The sequence below is a fragment of the Pectobacterium brasiliense genome, from assembly GCF_016950255.1.
GTDB lineage: Bacteria > Pseudomonadota > Gammaproteobacteria > Enterobacterales > Enterobacteriaceae > Pectobacterium > Pectobacterium brasiliense.
This window is the reverse complement of sequence record NZ_JACGFN010000002.1, coordinates 893,282-912,027: the sequence shown is the minus strand read 5'-3', so window position 1 is coordinate 912,027 and position 18,746 is coordinate 893,282. Positions and strand designations below refer to the sequence as shown.

Below are 18,746 nucleotides of genomic sequence, written 5' to 3'. Positions count from 1 at the left end.
GCCATGATGAAAATAATCGCATTTCTCACCCGTACCCGTCATCCGGGGCGCATTCACATCACGGATATCATGAGCTGGGTTTGGCTGGTGGTGGGTACGCTGCTGGTGATGATTCCGGTGATGTGGGCGGCGATGTCGTCGTTCAAAACGCCCGCGGAGATTAACCGTTTTCCGCCCAGTTTTCTGCCACAGGCGGCGGATACCATCACGTTACCGGAGTACCCGAAACCGCTGGAGCTGTGGCAGGTTAAGCAGGAAGACGGCGAAGCGAAAACTATGGCATTGGTTAGACGCATCGGCCTGATTGCACAGTTGGTGAACCCGGATGCGCCGAGCGAGGTGGTGCGTGTGTCGACGAAAGATCTGGTGCCGATGAAGGCCTTGCATCTGGAGACGGAGAACTACACGACGCCGATAACGAAGTTCCACTTTGCCACCTACCTGAAGAACACCGTGTTCGTGACTGTGATGGCGACGCTGCTGACCCTGTTGCTCAGTTCGATGGCGGCGTTTGCGCTGTCGAAATACGAGTTTCGCGGGCGCGGTACGGTGCTGACGCTGTTTCTCTCCACCATGATGATTCCGCTGTCGGTGGTGATGGTGCCGACGTTCCTGGTGGTGATTGGCCTGAATATGGGCGATAACCTGTGGGGCGTGATTATTCCCACGGTGGCGACGCCGACCGGCGTATTCCTGCTACGGCAATATATGTTGACGATCCCCGATGAGCTGATCGAGGCGGCGCGCATCGATGCCGCCAGTGAATTCCGTATTTACTGGAAGATCATCCTGCCGTTAACCGCGCCCGCGCTGGCGGTGCTGGCGATCTTCTCGGTGATCTGGCGCTGGAATGACTTCCTCTGGCCGCTGATCGTCCTCTCAAGTCAGGATAATTTTACGCTGCAAATCGGTTTGAATGCGTTTCAGGGGCAGTTCTCGGTGCAGTGGCACTATATACTGGCGATGACGATGCTCTCGCTTCTGCCGGTGACGGCGGTGTTCGTCTTCCTGCAAAAATACATCACGACGGGGATTGCCAACACGGGGATGAAATAATGGCGACACTCAAGGATATTGCCGACCGCGCGGGGGTTTCCATCAGCACGGTTTCCCGCGCGCTGAACGGGACGGCACCGATCAGCGCCAAAGTCAGACAGCACATCATGGCGATTGCCACCGAGCAAGGGTATCCGCTGCATAAAGTGGCCAAAGCGACCGTCGCGCAGACCGAGCCGCTGCGCCACATTTTGCTGGCGACGCCGCGCAACCTGATGCTGGAGAGCGAGTACAATCTGGTGTCGCTGACGCTGATTAACGCCCTGAAAACGCTCTGTCTGCAACGCAATATCCAACTGCGTCCGTTTCTGGGGGAGCACGACACCATTAACGAACAGCAGTTATTGCGTGAACTTCAGGGCGGAAAAGAGAGCGGCATTCTGATTGTGAATGACGATCACCCGACGCTGCTGAACGCCGTCGCGGAAAGCGGCATTCCGGCGGTGCTGATCAACGGTGAAGATCCCTCAATGCGCCTGAGCAGCGTGACGCCCGCCAACCACTACGCGGCGGCTGCGGGCGTGCGTTACCTGATCGAACAAGGGCATACGCGGATCCTGCACCTGACCTGGACGTCGCGCATGACGATCAAACAGCGCGAGCGCGGCTATCGGGATGCGCTCATGCAGGCGGGCATTGCGTTGGATGAGGATCTGATCCTCTCGCTGCCGGATTTCCATCCGCGTACCGCGCGTGACGCGCTACTGCGCTGGCTGACGGCTAACCCCGACAGGCTGGGCGTCACTGCGATCTTCTGTGCCGCGGATAATCAGGCTATCGGCGTGATCGACGCACTCTATCAGCATGGGCTGCGGGTGCCGGAGGACATGTCGGTGATGGGGATGGACGACATCCTGCCGTTCGATATGCTGCCGGTTTCGCTCACCACGGTGCATCTGCCGTTTGAGACCATCGCCCGCGCGGCGCTGCAGCTTCTGGCACAGCAAATGACGCCTGCACAGGCGCTGGGTATTGCCCAGCGCACCGAGCTAGCCGGACAGGTGGTGGTCAGAGAATCGGTACGGCGGGTGGAGTAGGCGGGGTGTTATTTCAGTGACAGCAGCCGCTCAAGCACTGTGACGCGGTAGTCTCGAGACTTGATATACCCACCGTACCATTCGCTTTGGCTGGGAGAGACGAGCTTCTCGATGAACAGATATTTTATTTTTCTAAAACTAATTTGAAATTATAATATTTATTAATAATTTTTTATATCAAAAAAAGAGTTCGGGCTGCTAGTCGCACTATGGAAAATACTAATTTTATAGCCTTCTGGTTATAATTTTTCTGGAAATATTGTTAGTAATTGACTGTAGTATCGATTTTTCTCTATGCTAAATACTAACTAAATTAGTATGGTGATTTCTACTGTTTGTAAAAGTGATTTTTAGTAGTTAAATATAACAGTGTTTTGTATAAAATAATTTTTTCTATATTAGGGCCTAAGTTGATAAACACTTGAGCCCTCTATTGATTGGAAAGTAAATGAGCAGAGTGTTTAGCCTATCCATTCACTAAATTTATTGTATCCATCATCTTTAACCCAATCATATGTTGAGAAAAATTCTATTAGTGGAATAAATTTCCCTGCATTGATTTTTGCATATTCTTTATCAAAATAATCATTGTCATGTTCTCTTTTTGATTCAATTTCTTCCCAGTAGGACCAATTGTCACTAATTAATTCTCTAGTAGCAAATGAATATTTTGAACCATCATCGTTAAAATATACTCCTGTATAGCTAAATGGATTTTGACCTACAGGTTTTTTTTGACCATTTTTTCCAGTTATAGTGTTTATGTTTACACCTAAACAGTCATTTCCTTTATATATGCTTCTGAATATTTCATATCTAACCCAAGGGCGCTGATAAGTATTGGTTCCTATCAATACGCACGTAACAGATGTGCCAACTAGTGCTTTGTTAATTAATTTTTTCAAAGCTATAGGGCTTGTTTTTTTAGCTTCTTCCCATATGGATTTATCAAAAAATCCTGCATCATCTTTTTCCTCTTTAAGAACCCAGTGATTTCTTACAATATTTGCTCTGAAATCTATAACGTCCTGATAATGAAAGCTAAAAAATACTTTTTTTGACATATTTATCTCCTCATTAAATTAATTTAATGATATTGTGAATTTTAGATAGTAATTTTATTGGCTCGTCAACAGATTCATCTAATTTAGTAAATGCATCATGAAATTCAGGTGTCGCATTTGGATAATAAGTATTGAAGTCGGCCATGACTCGGTCAAATAATTCTTTTGCTTTATAACCGCTAGCACCAATTGGAATTATTTTTAATCCAAAGTTCTTAGCTATTTGAAATTCCTCTTCCATTCCATCTGCTAGAGTAATGTTTGATTTTTCAGAATTAATATCTTTTGTTGATTTATTTCCCATGAAAAATATTGCAATTCCAGCTTGAATTAATAAATCCTTTCGCCATAAACTCCAAATTCTTTTTCTCGTGTTTTTATCCTCAACAAATTGAGGAAAGACCTTCATGGTTAAGTAGTCGTCAATTTTAGCATGTTTTTTATCATAGATTTCTTTAATAGCACCACTAATAAAAGCATTACCGATACCTAAACCCAAACCTGATGTTATTTTAAATCCCTCCTGTATTAGAATTTCGCCGAGTTTTGATAAAAAAATCTCTGTTGCATTTTGTTCCCAATTACCAAATTCATGTGCGCTCCCAGATAAAAATACATTTTTACACCTAAATCTCTTCGTTATTTCTTTCAGTATAGATGTTAAATCTGTCCATGCACTTATTAATATTACTTTTATACTAAATCGAGCGAGATCTTTAATAACAAATTGTTGTTTTAGTTGGTTGTATGAAAATTCATCATCATTATGATAATCATCTCTGTTCACTTCTCTAAAAATGCAAAAATGCTGTCTTTGGTTTGTCTCAAAATGGATTCTAATTCTGCTTAAAATATAATCTAAGTTAGGGTCGGTGAAGCTAAATCCTAGGAATAGGAATGTCTTCGAAACCAAATCGCCAGATAATGCTGTTACAAACGGTGCGAAATGCAAAGAGTAAGATTCATATTGATCTTTAGTTATAATTGCTTGTTCCGGTAAGCTAGCATCACCGTGCATCTTATAAACGATTGCTGAGCGACCTTTTTTTGTTTGAGATAAGTGGTTTTTTGTAAATTTTTTATCGGGAAGTTTACCCTCATCTTCTAATGATCTTTCAATTAAATCATCATAATTTGTGGTCCAATAAGTAGATATAGGTAACTTTGCTAAAATCTGATGGTTGATTGTTACTTTTTGGGATATGCCAATCTCATCAATTAATCGTTCTGTTAGCCGGCTCCGGCTATGATTTTCATTAACATAATATTGGGCTAAAGAAACTAAATCAGTTTCTTTGTCAATGTTCAATTTTAATTCAACTGATAGTGGGCGCAAAAGTTCTTTCCAATTTAAGTACCCAGCAGGAGCAGATAAACCAGCCCCAGCAAAAATTGCAAAATTATGTTCTTCTAATTCTTTAACTATACGATCAATCATCGTGTTTTGTTCATGACTAAACATATATTTAACTCAAATCTCATTAAGGTTTTTTGATTTTTTTAAGGTTGGAAATGTATTGGGGAATTAAAGCTATCAATGCTTTATACATGTGTAATACCTAAATATCAACTAAAGGTTTATGTGGTTATATTCTTTATTTATGTGATTATTTTTAACCTAATTATGTTTATGGTTTGTAATCCATAGGTTTTGCTCATTAAGCAACCGCACCAAGGTAAAACCACGGCCAACTGACCGCCATCGTCTGCCGTACTAATAAGACGACCGCGCAAATCTGAATCAGCAACTTCCCAGTATAGGCGCGCAGGAAAAACGTCTGCGCGCTTTCGGCACTAAAAAAATACAGGTTGGTTAATGACGTTCTGGTTTCGCGCACGGGAATGCCGTGCACATAGACCATCCATTCGCTTTTTTCCTTTGGTAAAAGGGCAATGCCTTTTTCACTCAGGCTGTGCAATCGTATAGAGACGATGACGGGATAAGCCAGCCCCATCGCAAGAAGATAGAAAATTGGGGCGCTGATGCCGACAAGCGCCAGCGCGCCACAGAGGCAAACTGCAAAAAAGATCCTGACGGTGTAGATAAGAAGAGAAGCAGACTGGTAGTTCATTTTAAAATCCATTTATATACGGCGTTTTCGCCGCATCACTCTACTGCTTATCTTTTTATAGTTAAAGCGGCATTCTATATTCAATAACGCCCGGTTTTTCCGCGACCCAATCATAAAGACGCTGGGCTGTTTTATTGGTTTCCTGAGTATGCCAATACAGCCGATCGCAGCTTTTTTCCTGTGCCCGTTCTCTCACGTATTCAATCAGTTTTTTGCCAACGTTTTTACCGCGAGCGGTCGGAGTAACAAACAGATCCTCTAAGTAACAATAAGAGTTTACGCCCCAGGTGGAATCGTGAAAAACAAAGTGTGCGAAACCAATAATATGCACCCCTTCCCGTGCTACGGCGCAGTGCACGGGAATCTCGGCTTTAAAAAAACGATTCCAGGTGACTTCCGTGACCTCATCGGAAAGCTGCACCTTATAGAATTCCTGATAACTCCTCCAATAGGGCAGCCACTGTTCGTAATCGTCTGGCTCAACGGAATTAACAATAATTTCCTGGTCTCTATTCATCATCTTACTCTCATATTTTCGTGGATAAGTGCTGGCAATCAGGCTGATATTTACCGGAATAAAATAGCAATCAAATAGATGGATGTTCCCCTCCACTTATTGAGAGAGTAGCAGACCAATTTTTTCACTCTCCTGGTTGGCTGAGACTAAAAAGAAGAAGCTGTATTTTTGTTCCGGTTCCCGTGCGTTGACATGAGTAAAAATTGACGGTTAGGTCACAAAACCTTTAAGTTAACGTTAACATTTGTGATTATCATCCCATATCGTCACAAGAATGATTTAAATGATGAATTGTTAACGTTAACAATGGCGGTGAACTTCTTGCGGAATAAACCAACATGAATAAATACGCGCATACACCGGCACACTCTGCCAGACAAAATTACTTAAAATTAAGTGGGTTGCTATTCGCCTTCTTCTGGACATGGTCTTCAGCCTTTTCACTGATCTCGTTGTGGCTTAACCAGAAGGTTGGCCTGCGGGGAGCGGATACGGGGATCATTTTTTCAATCATCAGCCTTACCGCGTTTTTCGCTCAGCCGATTTATGGTTTTATTCAGGATAAGCTGGGGCTACGCAAAAATCTGTTGTGGTGCATTGGCGTACTGCTGCTGTTGAGCGGGCCCTGGTTTATTTTTGTCGGAACACCGCTGCTACGCTGGAATATGTACCTCGGTGCATTCAGCGTCGGCGTTTATGTCGGTGCCACATTTTTCGCAGGGATTGGGGTTCTGGAATCCTATACCGAGCGTGTCAGCCGCATTACGGGATTTGAGTACGGAAAAGCCCGTATGTGGGGATCGCTTGGGTGGGCGGGGGCGACGTTCTTCGCAGGAATGTTATTTAACATCGATCCTAACCTGAATTTCTGGATGGCCTGTGTATCAGCCAGTGTGTTCTTGCTGTTGTTATGGCGTCTTAATGATATTAAGCCGCATGCGATGGGAGAGCTGGAATACGGTAAGAGTAACGCGCTAACTATCGCAGATGCCATCGGGCTGCTGCGCTTGCCGCGCTTTTGGTCTCTGGTGGTGTTTGTCTGTGGTGTGAGCGTCTATAACGTTTACGATCAACAGTTTCCCGTCTATTTCGCCTCACTGTTTAGCGACCCTGCGCGCGGCAACGAAATGTTCGGATTCCTCAATTCGTTTCAGGTGTTTTTAGAAGCCGGCGGTATGTTTTTAGCCCCGTTTCTGGTTAACCGTATCGGTGCCAAACGCGGCTTGTTATTAAGCGGCCTTATCATGACGTTTAGGATATTCGGATCGGGGCTGGCGGAAGGGACACTTGCCATCTCGTTGTTAAAATTACTCCATGCCGTTGAACTGCCGATCCTGCTCATCGCCATGTTCAAATACATTACCTCGCAATTCGACAAACGTCTGTCGGCCACGCTCTATCTGGTCGGATTCCAGTTTGTTACCTCATTTTGTGCCGCGATCCTTTCCCCGATTGTGGGGTATGGCTATGACGCACTGGGCTTTGCTGACACCTATATGATACTGGCGGTCGCTGTACTCATTCTGACTCTGGTGTCTGGCGTATTGCTTCGCGCGGAGGATGATGAATCCGCTTCTGAAAATATGAATACAGCACCACGGTGAAATGATGAAATCACGTTTAATACAGGCAGAATCTGCACGGGACGCGTTGTTGACGCAGCGCGGCAATACGTTTTATCCACATTACCATTTAGCGCCGCCAGCGGGCTGGATGAACGACCCCAATGGTCTGATCTATTTCAATGGTGTCTACCATGCTTTCTATCAACATCATCCCATGAGTGAACATTGGGGACCGATGCATTGGGGACACGCGACAAGCCCGGATATGGTGCGCTGGCAGCATGAGGCTATCGCCTTGGCTCCAGGGGATGAATATGACCTTGATGGCTGCTTCTCCGGCAGTGCGGTAGATGATGATGGCGTGCTATCGCTGATTTACACCGGACATGTCTGGTTATCAGGAGAAGGGGACGATAGTGCCATCCGTGAAGTGCAGTGTCTGGCAATCAGCCATGATGGCATTCATTTTGAAAAACGAGGCGTCATCCTGACACCGCCAGAAGGCATCATGCATTTTCGCGATCCGAAGGTCTGGCGTGAGGATGGCTCTTGGTGGATGGTGGTCGGTGCGCGGGACAAGAACGATACGGGGCAGGTATTACTGTATCGCGGCTCGTCATTATCGGAATGGTGTTTTGAACAGGTACTGGCCCATGCCGATGCGCAAGAAGGGTATATGTGGGAGTGCCCGGACTTTTTTCCATTAGGTGAACATCGCTACCTCATGTTTTCTCCTCAGGGGATGAAAGCAGAAGGCTATGCCTATCGCAATCGCTTTCAAAGCGCTGTATTGCAGGGGGACTGGCAGCCGGAAACGGTGTTTAAACGGACGGGAGTTTTCGAAGAGCTGGATCATGGGCACGATTTTTATGCGCCACAGTCGTTTTTAACGGCAGACGGCAGACGCGTCATTTTAGGGTGGATGGACATGTGGGAGTCGCCTATGCCGTCCAAACAGGAAGGGTGGGCCGGATCGTTTACCTTGCCGCGTGAACTCATTGAATGTCATGGAAAGCTATATCAGCGGCCGGTTCGTGAACTGGAAAGCCTGCGCCAGCAACCGCAGCTTATTGAGCCCGCGACCATGACGGATCCCTTTCTTATCACGCCTTGTGCAGATGCGGTTGAACTGGAAATCTGTTGGGATATGGCACGCAGTCAGGCAGAGCAGTATGGCGTCAGGTTGGGAGAGGGGCTGCAACTGTATGTGGATAATCAGGCTAAGCGGCTGGTGTTATGGCGTCGCTATCTACATGAAGGAATAGACGGCTATCGGAGTATCGCGTTACCACCGTCTGAACAGATAAAAATTCGGATGTTTATCGATCGTTCTTCGGTGGAAGTATTTGTGAACGATGGAGAAGCCTGTATGACGAGTCGAATTTATCCGCAGCCGGAGCAGCGTGCATTGACGCTTTATTCCAGTCAGGGAGAGGCGGTCATGCTTGGCGGTTCGCTTTGGCGTCTTGAATAGCGCCTGTTTGCATCGCAATCAATCGTTTACTGTGATGCGCTATTCATTACGTACTAAATCATTGCGTACTGAAACCGCCGCATAATCAAAAGATTGGTGCATTGATACACGAAGACTCGGTAGTCTCACTGTTGCTGAGTCTTCGTCAAACGTAAAAGCGAATCTTACAGCAGCCGTATTATGTCGATGAACGGATCAGGAGCGGACAAGGGAGTTGCTGACAACCGCCGTTTTCGCGGTTTTCAATAATGTGAAGCGTTGCCTGCCGGCCAATCTCATCGTGAGGTAATTGTATGGTAGAAAGGGGAGGGAGGAATAAATTGCCCATGCCTACCTGATTATCAAACCCTAATACTGCAACCTGTTCGGGGATAGCAATGCCGTGTGCAAGCAAGACCTGATAAGCGATAAAGGCGATCCTATCGTTACCGCAGATGAGGACATCAAAGTCAGGATGATTATCTTTTAATTTGATGGCCAGTAACTCTGCCAGGTCCGTGTAGTGTTCATCTCCCAACATCATATGATGCTGCGAGGTGTCTGATAATGAACGTCCGGCCGTTTGCCAGGCATGCTCAAACCCGTTGCGGCGGTCGCGGCTTGCCGCTTCTGCGTCAGGTAGCCAAAAGCACAGGGGTTTTTGGTAGCCACGATCAATCAGATAGCGTGTTGCCTGATACTGTGCGTCAAAATTGTTGGGGATGTAGGCAGGAAGCGACTTATCGTCTGACTGGCAGTTCGCTAAAATAACATTTTCCCCTTTCAGTACATCTGGCAGCGTGACATGGCGAAGCCCCATAGTGGTATAAATAATTCCGTCTGGGCGCTGTGCTAACAGCTGTCGTACCGCACGTTCGCTGTCTTGCTCTGAAAAGATATTAATGAGAAAACTATTCCAGCCTTTTTCCCGCGCCGTTTGTTCTATTGCTAATAAAATTTCGACGGAGAAGGGCGTCGTTGCGGTATCTCTTGCCAGAATCGCAATCGTGGAGGCGTTGTTACGCTGGGTACGTATTTTTCGTGCGGAATGGTCGGGGATGTAGTTAAGCGTCTGCACCGCCTGCATGACGCGCTTTCTGGTTTCAGGGCGAACGGTATCGGGATGGTTGAGGACGCGTGACACCGTCATCATTGACACACCCGCTAACTGCGCCACATCCTTCAGGGAAACCATACTTTTTCCATTATGATGAAGATGATGACCCTTTATCATAAAAGGGTGATGAATCAATGTTTCAAGAGCTAATGGTTACCACAAAAGAATGTGGTAACCATCAATGTGACAAGGATACTTTCGAAATCAGAACGGAATGTCGTCGTCGAAATCCATTGGCGGTTCGTTGCTTTGTGCTGGAGCGCTGTTCTGTGCAGGGCGCTGTTGAGATTGCGCGCCGCCGCTGAACTGGTTGCCGCCCTGCGGCTGCTGAGGTTGACCCCAACCGCCCTGTTGCTGACCGCCACCTGCGTTACCGCCTGCTGGTGCGCCGCCGCCCTGGCGTCCACCCAGCATCTGCATGGTGCCGCCGACGTTAACAACGACTTCGGTGGTGTAGCGCTCTACGCCAGACTGATCGGCCCATTTACGGGTTTGCAGTGCGCCTTCGATGTAAACCTGAGAGCCTTTGCGCAGGTATTCGCCTGCGACTTCTGCCAGTTTGCCGAACAGCACGACACGGTGCCATTCGGTCTTCTCTTTCTGCTCACCGGTTTGCTTGTCACGCCAGCTTTCCGACGTAGCCAGCGTGATGTTGGCAACTGCACCACCATTCGGCATATAGCGGACTTCCGGGTCTTGACCCAGATTTCCGACAAGAATCACTTTATTAACGCCTCTGCTGGCCATGCTCGTCTCCTGATGAATCGGTAGATTTATTTTCTAAGTCTAAACGATCAATCTTACCATGGGAAAACTCTCTGTCATACCTGCGAAATGGCTTCAGAAATGAAAGTAAGATTTGCAGCGTTTGCAAAGTAAGCGGGTTTAATACTGGATATCCATTCAGTTTTTTTTGTGCCATAATTGCTCGTTTCGTACCGGTTCTCTCCCTTCGAGAGGCGATGACAAACCGTTTTTATTCCGGGAAGTGTGTGAATGGATAAGATCGAAGTTCGTGGTGCTCGTACCCATAATCTCAAGAATATCAACCTGATAATCCCTCGTGACAAGCTGATCGTAATCACCGGTTTGTCGGGCTCGGGTAAGTCATCGCTGGCGTTTGACACGCTGTATGCCGAAGGGCAGCGGCGCTATGTGGAATCTCTCTCCGCCTACGCCCGTCAGTTTTTGTCGCTGATGGAAAAACCGGACGTCGATCATATAGAAGGGCTGTCGCCCGCCATCTCTATCGAACAGAAATCCACCTCGCATAACCCGCGTTCCACGGTCGGGACGATTACCGAAATTCATGACTACCTGCGTTTGCTGTTTGCTCGCGTGGGTGAACCGCGCTGCCCGGAGCACGATGTGCCGCTGGATGCGCAGACGGTCAGCCAGATGGTGGACAACGTGCTGGCGCAGCCGGAAGGTAAGCGCCTGATGCTGCTGGCACCGATTGTGAAGGATCGCAAAGGCGAACACAGTAAAACGCTGGAAAACCTGGCCTCACAGGGCTACATCCGCGCCCGTATCGACGGCGAAGTGTGCGATCTGTCCGATCCGCCGAAACTGGAATTACAGAAAAAGCACACCATCGAAGTCGTCGTTGACCGGTTTAAAGTGCGTGAAGATTTGGCGCAGCGACTGGCAGAGTCGTTTGAAACCGCGCTGGATCTGTCCGGCGGTAGCGTGGTGGTCGCGGATATGGACGACCCGACGCAGCCAGAACTGCTGTTCTCGGCGAACTTTGCCTGTCCGGTGTGTGGCTACAGCATGCACGAACTGGAACCGCGTATGTTCTCGTTCAACAACCCAGCGGGCGCGTGTCCAAGCTGTGATGGTCTGGGTGTGCAGCAGTTCTTCGATCCGTCCCGCGTGGTGCAAAATGCCGAGCTGTCGCTGGCGGGGGGCGCGATTCGCGGCTGGGATCGCCGCAACTTCTACTATTTCCAAATGCTGCGCTCACTGGCGGAGCACTACAAGTTTGACGTCGATGCGCCATTTGAAAGCCTGAGCGCCGCGGTGCAGAAAGTGATTCTGTACGGCTCCGGCAAAGAAAACGTCGAATTCAAATATATCAACGATCGCGGCGATACCTCGGTGCGTCGCCATCCGTTTGAAGGCGTGCTGCACAACATGGAGCGCCGTTATAAAGAGACGGAGTCCACGGCGGTGCGCGAAGAGCTGGCGAAATTCATCAGCAACCGCTCCTGCGCCAGTTGCGGCGGAACGCGCCTGCGTGAAGAAGCGCGTAACGTGTTTGTTGAGCAGACGACGCTGCCGCAGATTTCCGATATGAGCATCGGCCATGCGATGACGTTTTTCCAGAATATGAAGCTCAGCGGGCAACGCGCCCAAATCGCCGAGAAAGTGCTGAAAGAGATTGGCGATCGGCTGAAGTTTCTGGTGAATGTCGGGCTGAACTATTTGTCACTCTCCCGTTCGGCGGAAACGCTGTCCGGCGGAGAGGCGCAGCGTATTCGTCTGGCGAGCCAGATTGGTGCCGGGCTGGTTGGCGTGATGTACGTACTGGATGAGCCCTCTATCGGCCTGCATCAGCGCGACAACGAGCGCCTGCTGGAAACCCTGATTCACCTGCGTAATCTGGGCAACACCGTCATTGTGGTGGAGCATGATGAAGATGCGATTCGTGCTGCCGACCATGTGATTGATATCGGCCCCGGCGCGGGCGTGCACGGCGGCCAGATTGTCGCAGAAGGCACGATGGAAGAGATCATGGCGGTGCCGGATTCGCTGACGGGGCAGTTCCTCAGCGGTAAACGCAAGATTGAAATCCCGCAACAGCGCGTGCCTGCGGATCCGACCAAAGTGCTGAAGTTGATTGGCGCGAAGGGCAATAACCTGAAAGACGTCACGCTAACGCTGCCGGTTGGGCTATTTACCTGCATCACCGGCGTGTCGGGATCGGGTAAATCCACCCTCATCAACGATACCTTATTCCCGCTGGCGCAGCGTCAGTTGAACGGCGCGACGCTGGCGGAACCTGCCGCTCACCGTGAAATTCAAGGGCTGGAACATTTCGATAAGGTGATCGATATCGATCAAAGCCCGATTGGCCGCACGCCGCGCTCCAACCCGGCAACCTATACCGGCATTTTCACGCCGATTCGTGAGCTGTTTGCTGGCGTGCCGGAAGCACGTACCCGTGGTTACAACCCTGGCCGTTTCAGCTTTAACGTGCGCGGTGGACGCTGCGAAGCCTGTCAGGGCGACGGCGTGATTAAGGTCGAAATGCACTTCCTGCCGGATGTTTATGTGCCGTGCGACCAGTGCAAAGGCAAGCGCTACAACCGCGAAACGCTGGAAATTCAATACAAAGGCAAAGGCATTCATGAAGTGCTGGATATGACCATTGAAGAAGCGCGAGGGTTCTTTGATGCCATTCCGGCGCTGGCGCGGAAGCTGCAAACGCTGATCGACGTCGGCCTGTCCTACATTCGCCTTGGGCAGTCGGCCACCACGCTGTCTGGTGGGGAAGCACAGCGTGTGAAACTGTCGCGCGAGTTGTCAAAACGCGGAACCGGACAGACGCTGTATATTCTCGACGAACCTACGACTGGCCTGCATTTTGCCGATATTCAGCAGCTTCTTACCGTTCTGCATCAGCTGCGCGATCAGGGCAATACTATCGTGGTGATTGAGCACAATCTGGACGTGATTAAGACGGCTGACTGGATTGTCGATTTAGGACCGGAGGGCGGCAGCGGCGGCGGAGAAATTCTGGTCTCCGGCACGCCGGAAACGGTGGCAGAGTGCGAACAGTCTCACACTGCGCGCTTCCTGCGGCCGATTCTGGCACGCGAAGCCTGATAGCAGGGGGCTGCGATGTGGATGCAATATGAAATCCGCCTGAAGCCGAAAGCCAGAGGCTTCCATCTGGTGACTGACGAAATACTGGCGCAGGTTACTGGACTGCGTCAGATAAACGTCGGGCTGATGCAGGTGTTCATCAAACACACCTCGGCGGCGCTAACGATTAACGAGAATGCCGACCCCACGGTGCGGCAGGATTTCGAGAGTTTTTTAATCGTTTAGTGCCTGAGGATGAGCCGTATTACCGCCATACATATGAAGGTAGCGACGACATGCCGGCGCACCTAAAAGGTAGCCTGCTCGGAAACAGTCTAACGATCCCCATCACCAACGGACGCCTGAACATCGGCACCTGGCAGGGCATCTACCTGTGCGAACACCGCAACCACGGCGGCAGCCGCTCGCTGGTTGTCACCCTCCACGGGGAATAAGCCTCTAAAATGCGTCGCACCAGCGACGCATTTCGATAGTATCAAGCTGCCTATACGGCAGTGAACTTTATTCCTCATTATCTTTTCGTCATCATCGCTTTCTAAGCTGCCTATACGGCAGTGAACGCGTGTCATTCGGCCGGTCACTGAAGTCGTTATTTCTAAGCTGCCTATACGGCAGTGAACATGCAGGAATGGTTAGAGCAAAGCGTCTTGCCTTTCTAAGCTGCCTATACGGCAGTGAACGATATCAAGATGTTCTTAATCACACGGGGTATTTTCTAAGCTGCCTATACGGCAGTGAACTCGACCTATCCGATGAATCATCAGAGCTAATGTTTCTAAGCTGCCTATACGGCAGTGAACTTTCGCGGCGCAAATCCATCAGGAATCAACGTTTTCTAAGCTGCCTATACGGCAGTGAACGCATCAGTCGCCATACCCAGCGCAACCGCATCTTTCTAAGCTGCCTATACGGCAGTGAACTCTTGATCCTGAAATTGCATAGACGGGGTAACTTTCTAAGCTGCCTATACGGCAGTGAACAGAATACAGTGGTTGCCAGCGGTGAATAATGCTTTCTAAGCTGCCTATACGGCAGTGAACGGTTAGGTTTTTAATCTAACCACCAGATTGTTAAAGAGAATATGACTTTTTTGTCGAAAAACCCTTTTTTATTAGGGCGACCAACCGCAATTAAAAATCAATGGGTTGCAACTGGTCGCCAAAAAAGGGTCAGAACCAGGGTACGGTGGCTTCTGCACTTAGGCCATAGGAGGAAAAGCGTCCTGCGACAGGAGCATCCTGTAACGGGCCATGTTCTATAAACACGAAGAACATCTGACCGTTGGACAAGCTCTTAATTTGCACAAACGGCAGTGCGCTACGTTTTTCCACCGCATCAGGAATTCGTGCTGCGGCTTCCGCCTCTGTCAGCCAGCCTTTGTTCACCGAGCGTCGACGTAGCCGTTCTGCGCTGCTCTTGAGCTGAACGCGGCGCACGGTGCGAAATTTCACGCCGTCAGGTACGATTTTACATTCAGAAACCTGCGTGTAATCCCGCAATCCTTTCAGCCAGGCCGTTTGCTCGAGCGTCGAGAGCGCCTCTCTTGTACCGTGCAGCCGCAGACATTCCCCCAGCGTTTTACCCACTTGGGGAAAGCTGATCCCGATCTTGCCATCCGCCACCTGTCCGAGTGCTCGGTGCAGTTTGGCAAACAGCGCGTTCAAGAGCTGTGAGGCGGTGAACTCGGGATCGGGCTGGACGCGAATATCAATATAGTGATCCATGCTGCCACCTTATTCGCCTTTTTCACCGAACACGCCGCCGCGAATCAGCGTGGCAATCACGTAATGCTGCTGCTCCGGTGCAGGAACATCCCCTTTAATCACCCAGTTATCCAGCAGCGTGTAAAAATCCATCTTCTCCTTGGGCTGGCGGTAGGCTTTACCCCGGCTGGTGACGGAACCGTAGGGTTCGACGGCAATCGGGCCCGCTTCATCCGCCGCCGGATACCAGTCATCAACGGTGCGTAGCGCGTTACCGATTTTCTGCGAGTGGATAGCCGCGACATCGTTCACCTGATAGAGAATCTTGCTCTTGCCGTTACGCGCTTTTTCATCGAGCACCAGTTCCTGAGACGGGAAGACTTCCTGTCCGTTACCGAGCTGCACGTAGGCTTCCACGGTAAAAAGCACCGATGTATCGCCAGCCAGCCCTTGCTCAATGGCTTGCGCCAGTGCTGCAAGGTCACCCGTTGGTTGGCTGAACGCCCGTAGCGAATAGTCTTCACCGTTAAATTCCCAACGCTGCTCACCTGTGGTAACGACCACGCGAATGGCTTCCGCCCCGACGCGGTTGCGCCACAGAAAACGACCGTTCGCAATATTTTCCGCATAGCGTGCCGCCAGTGTGCCAAAACCCTGACCCTGAGCGTATCCGGTGATGATGTTACCCAGCGCGGTTTGATAATCCTGATCGTTACAGACCGAGGGCTGCGCCAGATTACCGAGCACCCGCAGAGTAAACACGACTTTCAGGGTATCGGATCCGAAGGGAAGGGCGGCAACGTCTACGGTTTGCAGGTTGGCTTTTTGGATTTCTGCATCCAGCTTGGCGGGGTCGCTGGTGAGGGCATTTTTCAGGCGGTTGGAGATCGTCCCGCGCACCGATTTCTCCTGAATGGCAATAGGCGTCCAGTTATCCTGCTGCGCCCAGTTGCCTGCGTACATTACCGCGTCCGAATTCGCCAGCTTGCGTTCAAAAGCCAGTACCGATGCGGTTTTTAAACTTGTTGATGCTTTTGCCATGATGTCGTCCTTTTTAGTCATCGAATTCGTAGGAAATGTCTTCTGCTGCTGAATGGGTGTCTGCTAATTGGCGGCAGTGATAATCGCCGTTCTGATAGTCGTACTCCCAGAGTATCTGGCGGATATCACTGATGCGGTGCGCGCCTTGCCATTCCCCGATGCCGTAGGCGGCTTCGGCAAAACAGAATGGCGTGTGCGGATCGCGGGTTTTATCGACTTCACCGGGAGCATAAAGCGGCGAAATGGCGCGGTAGCCGATCATTAGCGTGATCAAGAAACCACCGCCACCGGGTTTGGGCTGGTACTGCCACTGTACATTGCTCCCGTTGGGATCGCGCTCTGCCCGCATTTTTAACGCGGCGAAGTTCAGCCAGGCATCAATCAGTTCCGCTTGCGGATTGTCCTGCTGTAGCGTCTGGAAATGGTCATGCAGCAGCGATGTGCGATCTTTTAGTACAAAGCCAGGTAACAAACGGCGCATAACTTTACGAGTTTCTGCTTCGTCGCTGGGTAATGACTGGATGGTGACGCGTTCGATATCAACAATGGTGCCGCCCGCCAGTCGCTGGCACTGTGCCTGCTGGGTGAGGAAATCACACAATGCCGTGGTATCCGCCGGGATCTGGCCCTCGCAGCGGATTAACAGCGAGACGGTCATATGCATGCGGCCTTCTTCATTGAAAGCAGCGGTTTTCGCTTCTTTGGTCAATGGATTGCGGGTCAGGGCGAAACTCCGTTCCCAGCTAGAACCGTAGGCGTGTAGCTGATGCTGATGGCTCACCACGCCGCAGCCGTCCAGCGTCAACCCGTGGCGGGCCTGTAACTTGCGTGACAGCGCATGGGTAAAGCCGAGAAAGTGCGTAATAGCGGGGAAGCCATAGGTCAACCCGGCAATGGCGTTGGCATTTTCGACTTTGATACGCCGAAGGATAATTAATGTGCTCATGCCAGATCCTCTTTCAGTGCGCTTTCCATTTCACGCATCCGGCGTTTGAACAGCGCGGCGGTAGACCATTCGCGGCGTTCGATTTCGCCGAAGATCAAGTCTTCATGCTTGAGCCGACGGTTCAGCCAACGGCCAAAATCGTAGGCCACAGCCTTTTGCCAATCTCCAGCTTCACGCTCGCGGCGGAAAACCGTATCCGTTTCTGCACGATAAGGATCGAGCCACAGTTGCTGGGCGCGTTTCAGTTCAGACTCTGCGCTCCAGCCGGAGGGCAGGTTTTGCACGCTGGAGACATAAAAGAAGAGCTGGTCGATCAACTGGTCGAGATAGCGCAGGCGCTGGTGACGAATGTCGCGATTGTTTTCCACCTCTTTGACGCTAAGCAGAAAGCGCTGCATCTGCGCTAAGGTCGCTCGTGTGTGATAGTCCACCTCGCCGCGTGGACGGAAAATAGAGTCATGCTGCTGCGGTGGTTTTTCAATGCTGTTCCACTGTGGCGGTGCGCTACTGAGCAAATAGGAACGGCCGCTGCGGCTGCTATTGAGTGATGAAATATTTTGTGGCTTGGTGCCGCCCATATTCTGTACCGCCAGATAGGGGTAGCTGATGGAGAGCTGCTCATGCCACTGATTCGCTTTTTGCGCCTGACGAATCGCTTTTACTTCATCACCAAAGCGCACGGTGTTAATTCGCTGGTGGAGCGCTTGCGCGAGTGAAGAGGAGTACAGCGGGCTTAACAGATGGTATTCACCGTTTGCTATGGGGAAATAGATCTGTTTGGCTAGCTTATGTGAGCTGGGCTGGCGATCGGTGAAGACTTGCTGAAACCCCACCAGCCACTGTGCGAGCTGTTCCGGGTTTTCTGCCAGTTTTTCTAATGCATGGTGATCGCCACGCTGTAGGGCCGCGACCAGCGAATCCCCGTCGTGTTCAGTCTGGAGCAGTTTGGCGACATCAAGGGCGGCGGCGTTTCCCACGGCATCGATAGCGGGTTGTGCCAGTGTTGCGGTCGAAAGCGTTTTAGCCTCCGTTACCGTTCCGGTGCTAAAGACGCTGGTGCCTTTGGCATCGCTGTGGGTAAATTTCAACGCGTGGGTGACCAGACTGATTTGTCCGGCGCGGCTGGCGGCATCGCTTAACCACGCGCGAACCTCGTGTTTTTGCTCAATCTCTCGCCGCTTCTCGGCCAGATCCAATTCCTCTGCGGCTAAGTCTTCACCGCTGAGCGTCGCACGTTTCTTCTCCGCTTCTTTATCGAACGCATCCAGTTTGGCTTGCTTTCGATTGTTGATGTAGGACACGATGAACCGTGTCAGTCTGCTTTCTTCCATTCCTCCTCCTATT

At 50.2% G+C, this 18,746-nt stretch carries 16 protein-coding genes, 1 pseudogene and 1 CRISPR repeat array; of the genes and pseudogenes, 6 read left to right on the top strand and 11 right to left on the bottom strand.

All coding sequences use genetic code 11. From position 1 onward, the window contains the following. The first annotated feature begins 3 nt into the window (after positions 1-3). Together H4F65_RS18665 and H4F65_RS18660 are read left to right on the top strand one after the other, a co-directional pair. Positions 4-1,056 (top strand): carbohydrate ABC transporter permease, encoded by a 1,053-nt coding sequence (locus tag H4F65_RS18665; RefSeq protein WP_014916590.1) that lies wholly within the window; start codon positions 4-6, stop codon positions 1,054-1,056. After that, entirely contained in the window at positions 1,056-2,093 is a 1,038-nt protein-coding gene (locus H4F65_RS18660) for a LacI family DNA-binding transcriptional regulator (protein ID WP_010279307.1), read from the top strand. The genes H4F65_RS18665 and H4F65_RS18660 overlap by 1 nt, the downstream gene beginning before the upstream one ends. A gap of 461 nt (positions 2,094-2,554) precedes the next feature. On the opposite strand, the gene H4F65_RS18655 is transcribed toward H4F65_RS18660, so the two are convergent. The 4 genes from H4F65_RS18655 to H4F65_RS18640 form a co-directional block, all read right to left on the bottom strand. Beyond that, positions 2,555-3,157, bottom strand: a complete 603-nt coding sequence (locus H4F65_RS18655; RefSeq protein WP_010279302.1) for a TIR domain-containing protein — start codon at positions 3,155-3,157, stop codon at positions 2,555-2,557. 13 nt (positions 3,158-3,170) lie between these two features. Next, positions 3,171-4,595, bottom strand: coding sequence for an SIR2 family protein (locus H4F65_RS18650; protein WP_010279298.1), 1,425 nt, complete (start codon positions 4,593-4,595; stop codon positions 3,171-3,173). Between the two features lie 220 nt (positions 4,596-4,815). After that, positions 4,816-5,229 carry a hypothetical protein gene (locus tag H4F65_RS18645; RefSeq protein WP_010279295.1) on the bottom strand — a complete coding sequence of 138 codons (414 nt, stop codon included), beginning with the start codon at positions 5,227-5,229 and terminating at the stop codon, positions 4,816-4,818. 61 nt (positions 5,230-5,290) lie between these two features. Then, positions 5,291-5,749 (bottom strand): GNAT family N-acetyltransferase, encoded by a 459-nt coding sequence (locus tag H4F65_RS18640; RefSeq protein ID WP_010279291.1) that lies wholly within the window; start codon positions 5,747-5,749, stop codon positions 5,291-5,293. A 335-nt stretch (positions 5,750-6,084) separates the two neighbouring features. Here H4F65_RS18640 and H4F65_RS18635 point away from each other — a divergent pair, with 335 nt between their 5' ends. Beyond that, on the top strand, positions 6,085-7,350 hold the full coding sequence (locus H4F65_RS18635; protein WP_010279288.1) for an MFS transporter: 1,266 nt from the start codon (positions 6,085-6,087) through the stop codon (positions 7,348-7,350). Position 7,351: 1 nt separating this feature from the next. Further along, positions 7,352-8,785 (top strand): glycoside hydrolase family 32 protein, encoded by a 1,434-nt coding sequence (locus H4F65_RS18630; RefSeq protein WP_085996928.1) that lies wholly within the window; start codon positions 7,352-7,354, stop codon positions 8,783-8,785. Between the two features lie 178 nt (positions 8,786-8,963). Here H4F65_RS18630 and H4F65_RS18625 read toward each other — a convergent pair whose 3' ends face one another. The 3 genes from H4F65_RS18625 to H4F65_RS18615 all read right to left on the bottom strand — a co-directional run bounded on the left by H4F65_RS18625 (position 8,964) and on the right by H4F65_RS18615 (position 10,803). Continuing rightward, the gene (locus H4F65_RS18625; RefSeq protein WP_010279285.1) at positions 8,964-9,959 is read right to left on the bottom strand and encodes a LacI family DNA-binding transcriptional regulator; all 996 of its coding nucleotides are present in this window, start codon (positions 9,957-9,959) and stop codon (positions 8,964-8,966) included. Between the two features lie 126 nt (positions 9,960-10,085). Next, positions 10,086-10,628: a single-stranded DNA-binding protein SSB1 gene (ssb1, locus tag H4F65_RS18620; RefSeq protein WP_010279283.1), complete on the bottom strand. Its 543-nt coding sequence runs from the start codon at positions 10,626-10,628 to the stop codon at positions 10,086-10,088. Next, positions 10,609-10,803 carry a hypothetical protein gene (locus H4F65_RS18615; protein ID WP_158527647.1) on the bottom strand — a complete coding sequence of 65 codons (195 nt, stop codon included), beginning with the start codon at positions 10,801-10,803 and terminating at the stop codon, positions 10,609-10,611. The genes ssb1 and H4F65_RS18615 overlap by 20 nt, the downstream gene beginning before the upstream one ends. A gap of 74 nt (positions 10,804-10,877) precedes the next feature. On the opposite strand from H4F65_RS18615, the gene uvrA reads away from it, so the two are divergent. Next, complete coding sequence (gene uvrA, locus H4F65_RS18610; protein ID WP_010279281.1) at positions 10,878-13,712, top strand: excinuclease ABC subunit UvrA; 2,835 nt, start codon at positions 10,878-10,880, stop codon at positions 13,710-13,712. Positions 13,713-13,727: 15 nt separating this feature from the next. Further along, positions 13,728-14,146 (top strand): annotated as a pseudogene (locus H4F65_RS18605) (secondary thiamine-phosphate synthase enzyme YjbQ). Between the two features lie 38 nt (positions 14,147-14,184). Next, positions 14,185-14,752: direct repeats of the CRISPR family, unit length 28 nt; unit sequence TTTCTAAGCTGCCTATACGGCAGTGAAC. 129 nt (positions 14,753-14,881) lie between these two features. On the opposite strand, the gene cas6f reads toward H4F65_RS18605, so the two are convergent. Genes cas6f through csy1 form a run of 4 tightly spaced genes read right to left on the bottom strand, consistent with a single transcriptional unit; the run spans position 14,882 to position 18,733 of the window. Continuing rightward, a complete protein-coding gene (gene cas6f, locus H4F65_RS18600; RefSeq protein WP_010279279.1) occupies positions 14,882-15,436 on the bottom strand; it encodes a type I-F CRISPR-associated endoribonuclease Cas6/Csy4 in 555 nt (184 codons plus the stop codon). Between the two features lie 9 nt (positions 15,437-15,445). Further along, complete coding sequence (gene csy3, locus H4F65_RS18595) at positions 15,446-16,456, bottom strand: type I-F CRISPR-associated protein Csy3 (RefSeq protein WP_010279277.1); 1,011 nt, start codon at positions 16,454-16,456, stop codon at positions 15,446-15,448. 13 nt (positions 16,457-16,469) lie between these two features. Next, positions 16,470-17,402: a type I-F CRISPR-associated protein Csy2 gene (gene csy2, locus H4F65_RS18590; RefSeq protein WP_010279275.1), complete on the bottom strand. Its 933-nt coding sequence runs from the start codon at positions 17,400-17,402 to the stop codon at positions 16,470-16,472. Beyond that, positions 17,399-18,733: a type I-F CRISPR-associated protein Csy1 gene (gene csy1, locus H4F65_RS18585; RefSeq protein ID WP_010279272.1), complete on the bottom strand. Its 1,335-nt coding sequence runs from the start codon at positions 18,731-18,733 to the stop codon at positions 17,399-17,401. The genes csy2 and csy1 overlap by 4 nt, the downstream gene beginning before the upstream one ends. Positions 18,734-18,746: the final 13 nt, after the last annotated feature.

Bases quoted from the DNA above. Each gene is read 5' to 3' on its own strand.
- H4F65_RS18665 (WP_014916590.1), top strand. From the start codon at position 4: ATGATGAAAATAATCGCATTTCTCACCCGTACCCGTCATCCGGGGCGC.
- H4F65_RS18660 (WP_010279307.1), top strand. From the start codon at position 1,056: ATGGCGACACTCAAGGATATTGCCGACCGCGCGGGGGTTTCCATCAGC.
- H4F65_RS18655 (WP_010279302.1), bottom strand. From the start codon at position 3,157: ATGTCAAAAAAAGTATTTTTTAGCTTTCATTATCAGGACGTTATAGAT.
- H4F65_RS18650 (WP_010279298.1), bottom strand. From the start codon at position 4,595: ATGATTGATCGTATAGTTAAAGAATTAGAAGAACATAATTTTGCAATT.
- H4F65_RS18645 (WP_010279295.1), bottom strand. From the start codon at position 5,229: ATGAACTACCAGTCTGCTTCTCTTCTTATCTACACCGTCAGGATCTTT.
- H4F65_RS18640 (WP_010279291.1), bottom strand. From the start codon at position 5,749: ATGATGAATAGAGACCAGGAAATTATTGTTAATTCCGTTGAGCCAGAC.
- H4F65_RS18635 (WP_010279288.1), top strand. From the start codon at position 6,085: ATGAATAAATACGCGCATACACCGGCACACTCTGCCAGACAAAATTAC.
- H4F65_RS18630 (WP_085996928.1), top strand. From the start codon at position 7,352: ATGATGAAATCACGTTTAATACAGGCAGAATCTGCACGGGACGCGTTG.
- H4F65_RS18625 (WP_010279285.1), bottom strand. From the start codon at position 9,959: ATGGTTTCCCTGAAGGATGTGGCGCAGTTAGCGGGTGTGTCAATGATG.
- ssb1 (WP_010279283.1), bottom strand. From the start codon at position 10,628: ATGGCCAGCAGAGGCGTTAATAAAGTGATTCTTGTCGGAAATCTGGGT.
- H4F65_RS18615 (WP_158527647.1), bottom strand. From the start codon at position 10,803: ATGGCACAAAAAAAACTGAATGGATATCCAGTATTAAACCCGCTTACT.
- uvrA (WP_010279281.1), top strand. From the start codon at position 10,878: ATGGATAAGATCGAAGTTCGTGGTGCTCGTACCCATAATCTCAAGAAT.
- cas6f (WP_010279279.1), bottom strand. From the start codon at position 15,436: ATGGATCACTATATTGATATTCGCGTCCAGCCCGATCCCGAGTTCACC.
- csy3 (WP_010279277.1), bottom strand. From the start codon at position 16,456: ATGGCAAAAGCATCAACAAGTTTAAAAACCGCATCGGTACTGGCTTTT.
- csy2 (WP_010279275.1), bottom strand. From the start codon at position 17,402: ATGAGCACATTAATTATCCTTCGGCGTATCAAAGTCGAAAATGCCAAC.
- csy1 (WP_010279272.1), bottom strand. From the start codon at position 18,733: ATGGAAGAAAGCAGACTGACACGGTTCATCGTGTCCTACATCAACAAT.